General features: G+C 66.3%; 9 protein-coding genes. 2 read left to right on the top strand and 7 right to left on the bottom strand.

The genetic code is table 11. From position 1 onward, the window contains the following. Positions 1-122 precede the first annotated feature (122 nt). Positions 123-1,475: an MFS transporter gene (locus tag ACR65K_RS08755; RefSeq protein WP_440152304.1), complete on the bottom strand. Its 1,353-nt coding sequence runs from the start codon at positions 1,473-1,475 to the stop codon at positions 123-125. A gap of 143 nt (positions 1,476-1,618) precedes the next feature. On the opposite strand from ACR65K_RS08755, the gene purH reads away from it, so the two are divergent. Then, a complete protein-coding gene (gene purH, locus ACR65K_RS08750) occupies positions 1,619-3,304 on the top strand; it encodes a bifunctional phosphoribosylaminoimidazolecarboxamide formyltransferase/IMP cyclohydrolase (protein ID WP_440152303.1) in 1,686 nt (561 codons plus the stop codon). A 195-nt stretch (positions 3,305-3,499) separates the two neighbouring features. Here purH and ACR65K_RS08745 read toward each other — a convergent pair whose 3' ends face one another. Continuing rightward, a complete protein-coding gene (locus ACR65K_RS08745; protein WP_440152301.1) occupies positions 3,500-3,673 on the bottom strand; it encodes a hypothetical protein in 174 nt (57 codons plus the stop codon). Continuing rightward, positions 3,657-4,643, bottom strand: a complete 987-nt coding sequence (locus tag ACR65K_RS08740; RefSeq protein WP_440152299.1) for a trypsin-like serine peptidase — start codon at positions 4,641-4,643, stop codon at positions 3,657-3,659. Before ACR65K_RS08740 ends, ACR65K_RS08745 begins: the two co-directional genes overlap by 17 nt. A 330-nt stretch (positions 4,644-4,973) precedes the next feature. Between ACR65K_RS08740 and ACR65K_RS08735 the strand changes: the two genes are divergently transcribed. Next, on the top strand, positions 4,974-7,193 hold the full coding sequence (locus ACR65K_RS08735; RefSeq protein ID WP_440152298.1) for an NADP-dependent isocitrate dehydrogenase: 2,220 nt from the start codon (positions 4,974-4,976) through the stop codon (positions 7,191-7,193). Between the two features lie 91 nt (positions 7,194-7,284). Here ACR65K_RS08735 and ACR65K_RS08730 read toward each other — a convergent pair whose 3' ends face one another. The 4 genes from ACR65K_RS08730 to ACR65K_RS08715 all read right to left on the bottom strand — a co-directional run bounded on the left by ACR65K_RS08730 (position 7,285) and on the right by ACR65K_RS08715 (position 11,655). Then, on the bottom strand, positions 7,285-7,806 hold the full coding sequence (locus ACR65K_RS08730) for a hypothetical protein (protein ID WP_440152296.1): 522 nt from the start codon (positions 7,804-7,806) through the stop codon (positions 7,285-7,287). Continuing rightward, positions 7,803-9,065 carry a serine/threonine-protein kinase gene (locus tag ACR65K_RS08725; RefSeq protein ID WP_440152295.1) on the bottom strand — a complete coding sequence of 421 codons (1,263 nt, stop codon included), beginning with the start codon at positions 9,063-9,065 and terminating at the stop codon, positions 7,803-7,805. Before ACR65K_RS08725 ends, ACR65K_RS08730 begins: the two co-directional genes overlap by 4 nt. Positions 9,066-9,347: 282 nt before the next feature. Continuing rightward, a complete protein-coding gene (locus tag ACR65K_RS08720) occupies positions 9,348-10,829 on the bottom strand; it encodes a hypothetical protein (RefSeq protein WP_440152293.1) in 1,482 nt (493 codons plus the stop codon). Positions 10,830-10,920: 91 nt separating this feature from the next. Further along, positions 10,921-11,655, bottom strand: coding sequence for a hypothetical protein (locus ACR65K_RS08715; protein ID WP_440152292.1), 735 nt, complete (start codon positions 11,653-11,655; stop codon positions 10,921-10,923). Positions 11,656-11,799 lie beyond the last annotated feature (144 nt).

Here is an 11,799-nt window from a genome sequence, read left to right as displayed (position 1 = left end):
ACCACAGCGCGGAACGGCCAGTACCAACTCTGCCAGCCAGTCCCAGACCAGCCACTCCAATCCTCACAGTCGTTTTGACCCTTCAAAACGACACTTAGCGCTACCTAGTTGGGAGGGGAGGGTCAGTCGAGGCGGCGCTGGCGGGTTTCGGGGGAGAAGAACGCCATCCACAGGACAGACGCCAGCACCAGGGCTCCCGCCAGCGCAAACGACGTGGCCAGCCCGAGCTCGGGCCAGAAGTAGTTCGCGAAGATCAGCGGGCCAAAGCCGGCGCCGAGGCGGGAGAACGTGGACGCCCAGCCAAACCCGGTGCCGCGCAGCTCGGTGGGATACAGCTCGGAGACATAGGCGTAGAGCACGGGGATGGCCACCTGCACCACGAACCCGAACACCAGCAGCCAGAACACCGCGGCCGTGGGGATGTCCACCACGAACGCCACGATCACCAGGGTCAGCGCGGACAGCGGACCGGTGACGGCCAGGATCCACTTCCGCCCAACGCGCTCCACCAGGAGTGCCGCCACCATCACGCCGAGGAATCCGACGGCGGCCATGGAGGCTGTGGTGACGAACGCCTTGTACTCTGCGAACCCTGCGCCGATGAGGATGCGGGGCATCCACGTCAGGGACAGGTAGTACACCAGCAGGATGCTGAAGAACAGGGACCAGGCGGCAGCGGTGATTTTCCAGTTGAACTGCCAGACCGACCGCAGCTGCGTCCACGCGCTGCCGGCGGAGAGCCGCGGGACGTCCCTGGCATCGGGCAGGCTGTAGGCACGGGGTTCTGCCCCGGTGGCCTCCACCAGGCCGTCAATAATTCGCGCCGCTTCTTCGCGCCGGCCCTTACGGATGAGGAACAGCGGGGACTCGGGCACGCTGCGCCGGACCCAGAAGACCAGCAGGGCGGGCAGAACCATCACCAGCATGGTTAGGCGCCAGTCACCGTAAAGGGCCACCAGCCCGGCGGAGACAAACCCTGCCAGGGCAGCGCCGATGGGCCACCAGCCATCCATGGCCGTCAGCACTTTGCCGCGCTGTTTCCGGGGCGTGAACTCACCCACCAGGGCGTAGTCCACAGGAATGCAGCCGCCCAGGCCGAACCCTGCCATGAACCGGAAAATGCAGAACCAGGCGAAGTCGGGGGCGAACGCTCCGAACACGGTGAACACGGAGAACAGCAGGAGGGTGGCCGTGAAGGCCTTCTTGCGTCCCACGGTGTCCGCGATGGTTCCCCAGATGAAGGCGCCCAGCGCCATGCCGATCAGGTTGGCAGTGCCCACCCAGGCGGCGTCCCCTGCGGAGAGCGACCAGTGCTTGGACAGCAGTGGAATCAGGATGCCGTTCAGGGTCACATCCCAGGCATCGAACATGAAGCCGAGGCCCCCGATCAGGAAGATCCTGCCCTGGACTTTCCATCGCCAGGGCAGTTCCTGGACCACCTGTTCGCCGCTGGGCACAGTGGTGTAAGTATTCATCGCCGCCTCCTGTCCAAAACTCTAGCCCGGCCCCACCCCGTTCACACTCCGGCGGCCGCGCCGGGCAACCGCGCCCTTCGCGATAAACTGGCCCTATCCCCACCAACCGCGGCCCTGTACCGCGAGATAAGACGGAGACATTTGTGAGCTTCACGCAGCATGAGCGCGTATCCATAGACCGTGTACCCATCCGCCGGGCCCTGATCTCGGTTTACGACAAAACCGGTCTGGAGGAGCTCGCCCAGGGCCTGCACGCAGCGGGCGTGAAGCTCGTCTCCACCGGGTCCACGGCCAAGAAGATCGCCGCCGCGGGCATCCCCGTGCAGGAGGTGGAAGAGGTCACCGGTTCACCCGAGATGCTGGACGGCCGCGTCAAGACACTGCACCCGCGCGTGCACGGCGGCATCCTGGCGGACCGGCGCGTCCCGGCCCATATGGAAACCCTCGCCAGTATGGACATCGAGGCCTTCGACCTGGTGGTGGTGAACCTCTACCCGTTCGTGGAGACCGTCAAGTCCGGTGCCGCGCAGGACGACGTCGTGGAGCAGATCGACATCGGAGGCCCCGCTATGGTGCGGTCGGCCGCCAAGAACCACGCCGCCGTCGCTATCGTGGTGGACCCGTCCTTCTACGGCCAGGTAGTGGAAGCTGCCGCCGCCGGCGGCTTCGACCTGAAGACCCGCCGGCGCCTTGCCGCCAGGGCCTTCGCGCACACCGCTGCCTACGACAATGCCGTGGCCACCTGGACTGCCAGCCAGTTCCTGGATGAGGACGGCGACGGCGTCATCGACTGGCCTGCGTACGCCGGCCTGTCCCTGGAACGCTCCGAGGTGCTGCGCTACGGCGAGAACCCGCACCAGCAGGCTGCGCTGTATGTGGACAAGGCCGCCCCGGTGGGCATCGCGCAGGCGGACCAGTTGCACGGCAAGGCCATGAGCTACAACAACTTCGTGGACGCGGACGCCGCCCTGCGCGCCGCCTACGACTTCAACGAACCCGCCGTCGCCATCATCAAGCACGCCAACCCCTGCGGTGTGGCGGTGGGCTCCAAGGATGCCGCGGACCCCATCGCCGATGCCCACGCCAAGGCGCACGCCTGCGATCCGGTCTCCGCGTTCGGTGGCGTCATCGCCGCGAACCGCACCGTCACTGCCGGCATGGCCAACACCGTCAAGGACATCTTCACCGAGGTTGTCATCGCTCCCGGCTTTGAACCGGAAGCCGTGGAGATCCTGTCCAAGAAGAAGAACATCCGTCTGCTCGCCCTGCCCGAGGGCTACGGCCGCTACCCCACGGAGTTCCGCCAGGTTTCCGGCGGCATGCTGGTCCAGGTTGCTGACAAGGTGGACGCCGACGGCGACAACCCCGCCAACTGGACCCTCGCCGCCGGCGAAGCCGCTGACGAGAAGACCCTCGCGGACCTCGCCTTCGCCTGGACCGCCTGCCGGGCCGCCAAGTCCAACGCCATCCTCCTCGCGGAGAACGGCGCGGCGGTGGGTATCGGCATGGGCCAGGTCAACCGCCTGGATTCGTGCCGGCTGGCCGTGGAGCGGGCCAACACGCTGGGCGTCACGGTGGAGTCCGACGTCGAAGGTGCCGGCGGTGCCTCCAACGCCAGCGGTGCCGGCGCACCGCAGCGGGCCCGCGGCGCCGTGGCCGCCTCTGACGCGTTCTTCCCGTTTGCCGACGGCCTGCAGATCCTGATCGACGCCGGCGTGCGCGCCGTGGTCCAGCCCGGCGGATCCGTCCGCGACGAAGAAGTGATCGCGGCAGCCAACGCGGCCGGCATCACCATGTACTTCACCGGAGCGCGGCACTTCTTCCACTAAGCCCCACCCACCCATCAATTGCTCCCCACCAGCTCCCTAGCCTCGCAAGCTCGGCCAGGGAACCCTGCCGGTGTGGGCCCACGTAGCTGTCGTTTTCACGCCGGATATCGACAGTTGCGGAGCAATCGATGAAGTAGAACCGACGACGGCGCCCGCCCCCTTCGAAAGGGAGCGGGCGCCGTCGTCGTTGTGCCGTTAGTCCTGGTCACCTGGAGGCGGGCCGGGCTCCGGAAGTTGAATCTCCCGGGGCTTTGCCTCTGCCATCCGCTGCTTGGTCCAGTACTCGAGGACTTCCTCGTGGGTCTGGCTCAGGTCCACGTGGCTGACAGGGTCCTCGTCGCGGTGAGGTTCCTTAGGATTTTGCTGCACTGGCGTAGGTGGACTGGATGACGGAGCCCCAGTACGGGCCGTACATCACGGCGGAACGGTTGTAGCCGTAGCTGTTGATGGAGTTCTGGATGCCGGCAGCCCCGGTGGAGGAGCTCGTCTGGATGAACCACGGGCCGCCTGAGGAGCCGCCCGTCATGTCGCAGGGGATGCCCTGGGTGTTGAACTGCGGGTTGTTGGGATCGTTGCTTGCCTTGCCGGTGCAGCTCTTCAGGGTCTCGCCGTTGAAAGGTGCAGCCGCCGGGTAGCCGTAGGACTTGTAGGTCAAGCCGCGGGCCTGGTTGAAGGCCACGCCGGACCCACCCACGACCGACGTCAGGGTTTGGTTTTGTGCGTTCCGGTTGACCACGGCAAAGCCGGTGTCGTAGGTCATGTCACCGGCCGAGACCCACTGGCTCGGCGCGTATAGGGCCCGCGCGGACCACTTGCCGTAGGGTGTTGCGCCGTTCTCATAGGCGGGCGCAAAGATGAAGTTGGTGGCGTACGCGCCGGGGCCTTCATTCACGCAGTGTCCTGCGGTGGCCACTGTGCTGCCGTTGGTGGAGGAGACGGCGTTGCCGGAGCACACGTAGTTTGCCCCGCCCAGGGTGAAGAAGACTTTGCCGATGTGGCTGACCGGCTGCTCGCTCTGGGCCGTGGCGGTTGTGGTCGTGCCCTTGGTGCCCTTGGTGGAGGACGGCTTGCCTTTCTCCACGATGGCGGCGCTGGAGCGGTTGCCGCGTTCCAGTGCCTTGCCGGCCAGGGTGTCGCCGGGGAGGGCGCTCTGCATCCGCTCCGGCGTCCAGTAGTCAGCGGCGCCGGCGGCGTTGAGGACAGCACTGGTGACGGACGGGTTCTTGGTGTCGTCCGACGCTCCAGGTGCAGCCGTGGCAGCACCTGCGCCGGTGAGAGCCAGAACGGTGGCGGCGGAGAGGCTCAGGAGGGCGGTAGCCAGAGACCTGGTGCTTGTCATTGTTGTCCTGTCTGAACGGGGAAAAGGCCTGGAAAAGCCGAGTGTGACCCTGCGAATTTATCCCCTTCATGACAGTTTTGTAAATAGTAGTGACGTATCATGTATGGCCGCCCCGCTGCTGGAAGCGGCCAACCCGGACGGACGCCCTGGTGAGCAGTGCACGCAGGTTCCTGCCGCCGTCGTACGTTCTCCATCGCTGTAATCCTGCCCATCGCAGGGGTAACGCTGGGACTCCGGTACGGTTCAAACCGGCCTCCTCGGGTAAGTTGTACATGGTGAAATAGACCGAATTTTTCACAACCAAGCCGACCCACAGGGAGACGCCCGCGCATGTCCAAGATTATCTACACCCACACCGACGAAGCGCCGATGCTGGCTACCTATTCGTTCCTGCCAATCATCGAGGCGTTCGCTTCGACAGCAGGTGTGGAGGTGGAGACCCGCGACATTTCGCTCGCCGGCCGCATCATTGCCCAGTTCGGTGATTACCTGACCCCCGAGCAGCAGATCGGCGACGCCCTTGCTGAACTCGGTGAGCTGGCGAAGACGCCTGAAGCCAACATCATCAAGCTGCCCAACATCAGTGCTTCCATCCCGCAGCTGAAGGCGGCCATCGCCGAACTCCAGGGCCAGGGCTACGCGCTGCCGGATTACCCGGACAACCCTTCCTCTGATGAGGAAACCGCCGTCCGCTCGCGCTATGACAAGATCAAGGGCTCGGCCGTGAACCCGGTCCTGCGCGAAGGCAACTCGGACCGGCGTGCGCCGCTGTCCGTCAAGAACTACGCGCGCCAGAACCCGCACTCCATGGGTGCCTGGACCGCTGACTCCAAGACCAACGTGGCCACCATGGGCCAGGACGACTTCCGCTCCAACGAGAAGTCCGTCATCATCGAGTCCGAGGGCACCATCGCCATCCAGCTGGTCCGCGAAGACGGCTCCGTGAAGGTCCTGAAGAAGGCCTTCCGCGTCCTGGCCGGCGAGGTCATCGACGGCACCGTGATGCGCGCCGCCGCCCTGGACGAATTCCTGAAGGCCCAGGTTGCCCGCGCCAAGGAAGAAGGCGTGCTGTTCTCCGCGCACCTGAAGGCCACCATGATGAAGGTGTCGGACCCCATCATCTTCGGCCACGTGGTCAAGGCCTACTTCGCCGAACTCTTCGACACCTACGGCAAGCAGCTCTCGGCCGCGGGCATCAGCCCTAACAACGGCCTTGCCGCCATCCTCAGCAGCCTCGAGGACCTGCCCGAGGACGTCCGCGACGGCGTCCAGAACCTCATCAAGAAGGGCCTGGACGACGGTCCCGCCCTGGCCATGGTGGACTCGGACAAGGGCATCACCACCCTGAACGTCCCCAGCGACGTCATCGTGGACGCCTCCATGCCTGCCATGATCCGCAGCTCCGGCCACATGTGGGGCCCGGACGGCAAGGAAGCGGACACCCTGGCGGTCCTGCCGGACAGCTCCTACGCCGGCATCTACCAGGTGGTTATCGATGACTGCCGCGCCAACGGTGCCTACGACCCCACCACCATGGGCACCGTGCCGAACGTTGGCCTCATGGCGCAGGCAGCCGAGGAGTACGGCAGCCACGACAAGACCTTCGAGATCCAGGAAGCCGGCAAGGTCCAGATCGTGGACGGCGCAGGCAACGTCCTGATCGAGCACGAGGTGGCCGAAGGCGACATCTGGCGCGCCTGCCAGACCAAGGACGCCCCCATCCGCGACTGGGTCAAGCTGGCCGTCACCCGCGCCCGCGCCTCCCAGACCCCGGCCGTGTTCTGGCTGGACGAGGAACGCGCCCACGACGCCAACCTCATCGCCAAGGTCAACGAGTACCTGAAGGACCACGACACCGAGGGCCTGGACATCCAGATCATGTCCCCGGTCAAGGCCATCGCCTTCACTCTCGAGCGCATCCGCAAGGGCGAGGACACCATCTCCGTCACCGGCAACGTGCTCCGCGACTACCTCACGGACCTGTTCCCCATCCTGGAACTGGGCACCAGCGCCAAGATGCTCTCGGTTGTTCCGCTGATGAACGGCGGTGGACTCTTCGAGACCGGTGCCGGCGGTTCCGCCCCGAAGCACGTCCAGCAGCTGCTCAAGGAAAACCACCTCCGCTGGGACAGCCTGGGTGAGTTCCTGGCGCTGGCCGTCAGCTTCGAACACCTGGCCACCACCACGGGCAACGCCCGCGCACAGGTCCTGGCCGACACCCTGGACCGCGCCACCGGCACGTTCCTGCTGGACAACAAGTCCCCGAGCCGCCGCGTGGGCGAGCTGGACAACCGTGGCAGCCACTACTTCCTGGCCCGCTACTGGGCGGAGGAGCTGGCCAAGCAGACGGACGACGCCGACCTGGCCGCCGCATTCAGTTCCGTCGCCAATGAGCTTTCCGCCAAGGAGGAAACGATCGTGGGCGAGCTGGCCAAGGTCCAGGGCTCACCCGTGGACATCGGCGGCTACTACCGCCCGGAGGACGCCAAGGCTTCGGCCGTGATGCGTCCTTCCGCAACCCTTAACGAGGTCATCGCCAGCCTGGCGTAAGGCCGGCCGCTGCTGCGGCAGCTGCGAAAAAGAGGCGGTGCTCCGGATTACTCCGGAGCACCGCCTCTTTTTTATGCGCTCTGTGCTGGGGCTAGTCCTTGCCCTTGCCCTTGTCGCCGTTGTTGTTCTTGCCGGCGTCGGCACCGTTTCCACCCGCATTGCCTTGGGCCGGCGCGGGCGCCGGCGCGGGGGCTGGCTGGGGTGCGGGCACCTCGGCGCTGGGGGAGGGACTTTGAGCTGCCTGGCCGGCGGCGGTCCGGGCATCTTCGGCGGCCTTGGCTGCCGCCTGCTGCGCGTCGATGGCTTCCTTGAGGTCTGCACGGACAGCAGTGGCCACGGTGGTGATGCTCCGGCGCCGCTCCTCGGACACCTGGCCCTTTGCCTGAAGCGCCGAGAGGTCCGCTTCAAGACCCTCCAGCGCCGTCAGCGCCGACGTCGGATCATTTTGGGACGACGCCTGGGTCACTTCCAGCACCCGCGCCTGGAGTTGTGCAGCGGCCTCGCGCTTAAGCCCGCTCCCTGGTCCGGCGCACGCGCTGAGCAAACCCGCCGCCAGGAGGGCCGCCGAGCAGGCCAGGAACATCCGGCCGCGCATGGCATACCGCAAGGTCACGGCTCAACACTCTTCTGGAGTTCCTGCAGATGGTCGCCCAGCACGCCGGACACCGTGGGGTAGGGGACGACGTCGGCTGGCGGGGCGGAGAGGCTCATCATCACCGCAGCGGCGGCGGCAGCAACCACCAGGAGACCGAGCACGACGGCCAGCCAGATCCGTTGGGACCGGGACAGGCGGGATTTGCGGGGAGCCTTGCCGGCGGACGGGACGGCTCCGGAAGTTGCCGCTCCGGAACCAGATGGCGGGGCGGCTGGCTGGCCGCCGGGTGCAGGCTCTTCAGCCTCCGCGGCTGCTGCGGCCTCGCGTACCTCTTCCACCGATTCTTCAGCAGTGATGGAGGGCGGGTGAAAGGGCATGGCCGGCAGCACACGTGTGGTTTCCGGTGCCAGCTCTCCGGGCGTTGAGGCCGGCGACACCAGGGCCTGGCGCAGCGCCGTCTCGATGTCAGCGGCCGCCGGCCGTTCCAGTGGCTCGATGGCAGTCATGGAACGGATGAGGTCGGCCCATTCCGCGGGAACGTCGTCGGGGATCTCCGGGGCGCGGTGCAGCCGGGCAACGGCGGATTCCACCGCACTGCCGGGATACTCCACGGTGCCCTTGATGCACTCCAGCAGCACCAGACCCAGGGAGTAGATGTCCGTGGCTGAAGACAGGGGTTTGCCGAGGGCCTGCTCGGGACTGAGATAGGCAGCAGTGCCCACCATGGTGCCGGTGGCCGTGAGGCGGGTGGAATCCACGATCCTGGCGATGCCGAAGTCCGTGAGCTTGGGCCGCAGCGGCTCGCCCGGGCGGATCTGGACCAGGAGGATGTTCCCCGGTTTGATGTCGCGGTGGATGATGCCCAGGCCGTGCACATATGCCAGTGCGTCGGCGACGCCGGCGCCGATGACGGACAGCTCCTCCAGCGGCACCCTGCTGTGCCGGATGCGGCTGCGCAGGTCCTGGCCCTCGACGAGTTCCATGGTCAGGAAGGGGCGGGGCTCGTCCGGAATACGGTCATCGATTCCGGCATCGAAGAGCGTCACGAGGCCCGGATGGTTCAGGGTGGCAAGGAGCTGGATTTCGGCTTCCTGCCGCTTGAGCTCTTCCGCATCCGGTGCCTGCGGGGCGAAGAGTTTCAACGCCACGTCACGGCCCAGTTTTTCATCGCGGGCGCAGTACACCGATGACATTCCACCGCGGCCTACAACTTCGCCCAAACGGTAGCGACCGCCGACAACTTCATTCTTGATGGAGCTAGGCGATTCCGCCACCATGACCGTTCCTCCCGGTGCTCTGCGGCACTGTCGTACCTCAAATTATACGGGGGGACCGGTTAAACCAACGATTGAACTAGCCTTTCGCCTGGCGCACGCCGACGGCCCGGCGGCGATTTCAACCACCTTCGCCGCCGGACCATCGGCTACAAGGACATGTGTGCTGAAGACATGTTTGTACTGTTTGCTTGGTTTCTTGTGTCGGGTCCTCCTTTCGTCAGCCCGCTGAATGCTGCCGCTTCAGGCGCGTATACGGGCGGTTTCCGCTATTGCCTTGATGTTCTAGGAGACCTTGCGCTTGCGGAGCATCAGGAGTCCGCCTGCCAGGAGCAGCAGGGCCAGGGGAACCAGCGATCCGTCCCAGCCGGTTTTGGCCAGTCCGGTGTGGGCAGAACTGGTGTTGGCAAGGGCGTTGCTTCCGCTGGCCGGAGTGCTGCGGGGCGCCGTAACCGTGGCGATGGCTCCGCTTACCGCGGTGGAACCTGCCGGGGCCGCCGTGAAGTTGCCGCTGCCTGCGGTGCCGTCGTTGCCGTTTGCGAAATCATCGCCGGTAGTGGCGCCGCCGTTGCCGGCAGGGTCACCTGAACCCGGGGTACCGGTACCTGGGGCACTCGTTCCCGGATCAAGCGTGCCGGTGTCCCCGCTGGTGCCGTCTCCCGGATTGGCGGTTCCCGGGTCAGTGGTGCCGGGTGCGTTCGTGCCCGGGGTGCCGGTGCTGCTGTCACTACCGAGTCCGATACCCAGGTCCACAACAGCATCCAATCCGCCGGTGCCTGCAGTTCCGGTACCCAGACCAGCTCCAAGGTCAACCACTGCGTCGACTCCACTTGCCGTATCACCGTTGGTGACACCGCCAATGGCGAGGTCGAGGGCTGCATCAACCGTGGTGCCAAGCCCAGTGGTATCACCGGTCGAGGTGTCGCCGAGGCCGAGGTCCACGGCTGCGTCAACGGCGAGATCTGCCGTGGTGCCGTCCGTGGTCCCCGTGCCCGTACTCGTGCCTCCAAGGCCGAGGTTGACGTCCACTGCGGCTGCCACGTCGGTGTTGCCGGTGGTGGCGGGGTCGGTGGTGAGGCTGCCGAGGCCGAGGTCTACGGCTGCGTCAACGGCGAGGTCTGCCGTGGTGGCACCGGTTGCTCCCGTGCCGGTGCTGCCGAGGCCGAGGTTGACGTCCACTGCGGCTGCCAGGTCGGTGGTGCCGGTGGTGGCGGGGTCGGTAGTGACGTTGCCGAGGCCCAGGTTTACGGCCGCGTCGGCGGTGAGGTCTGCCGTGGCGGCGTCCGTGGTCCCCGTGCCGGTGCCTCCCAGGCCGAGGTTGACGTCCACTGCGGCTGCCAGGTCGGTGGTTTCGGTGGTGGCGGGATCGGTGGTGATGCCGCCGAGTCCGAGGTTGATGTCGGCTGCGGCTGCCAGGTCGGTGGTTTCGGTGGTGGCGGGGTCGGTGGTGATGCCGCCGAGGCCGAGGTCTACGGCTGCGTCAACGGCGAGGTCTGCCGTGGTGGCGTCCGTTGCCCCCGTGCCGGTGCTTCCCAGGCCGAGGTTGACGTCCACTGCGGCGGCGACACCCGTTGAACCGGCCGGCGTTGGGTCACCCAGCAGGCCCAACGACGTCGACTCAGCGGGTGCCGCCGCCGAGATGAGGGCGGAGGCGGAAAGGTCCGTCCCGCTGGTGGTGTCCGCTGCGTTCGCAGCAGCGCAACCGAAAGCCAGAAGGCCGCCGGCAAAGAGGGTGCTCAGCAGCCCCCTGCGAAGAGTGCAGTTCATGATGGATACTCCTGAAAAGTTGAGGTTGTTCGGGCGCAGGTCAGCTGCCCGTAAAGCCACGTGCTGCCCAATATTGGGCACCGTGCCTCAACTAGTCAGGGGAAGAACCGGGGTCGAATGACACCGGCGCGGGAGCGTGTTCAGACGCCCCAATGGCGGGAACAGCGCCCGGACGTTCAAAACCAAAGCCGAAAGGGCTAAGCCATGCCACGGCACCGGACGGGCCGCCGGACGACCCACCACTCCCCGCACCCGATGCCGGGGCAGGAACCTGGGCAGGCAGCGGGGCCGGGTCAACCGGAAGGGGCTGCTCATAAGCCGGGTCAGAGGGTACAGACACTGCAGCCCGCAGGCCGGAAGTGCCCGCCAGGACTGCAGCACCTGACGCTTCCGACCCCGGCTTGCTGCCCGTAACCTGCACTGCTGCTGACGGCTCCGCGGGAACATTCGGTTCCGTGGCCGTCTGGGGAACATCCGGAAGTGCTTCCACGGCTGCGCTCTGGCCTGCTGCGGAATCAGGGATTACGCCTGCAGGAAGATCAGCGGGGACGGCTTCAACGGGCGGATCCGGAAGCGGGAGGGGCAGCGGGGCAGCACCGGTCAGGAGGTCGGATACCGGTTGGAGCACAGGCTCAAGGACCGGAACGGCCTCGGCTGCAGGGGCTACAACAACCTCCGCCACCCCGGCCGTCACGCTATCGGCAAGCTCAACAACAGGGGCGGAGACCGCGGAAACAGTTCCCGCCGGAATCACCTGGTCTATCACGGGAACGGCGGCAATCAGGTTGTCTGCCAGCCCGGAAACCGGGGTTACTACAGGCTGCAATAAGCCGGGTTCTGCAACAGGTCCGGCCGGAGAACTTGCGGCAGCCGGCGAAACTGTATCCGCAACATCCCGGACCAGCGATGAAACTGAGCTGGTGGCGCTGCCGAGTAGCGACGAGGTATCAGGACCGGAGTCGGCCGATGC

Source organism: Arthrobacter sp. SAFR-179 (assembly GCF_059414945.1).
Note: the sequence above shows the minus strand (reverse complement) of the source record. Positions and strands in the feature narration are given on the sequence as shown.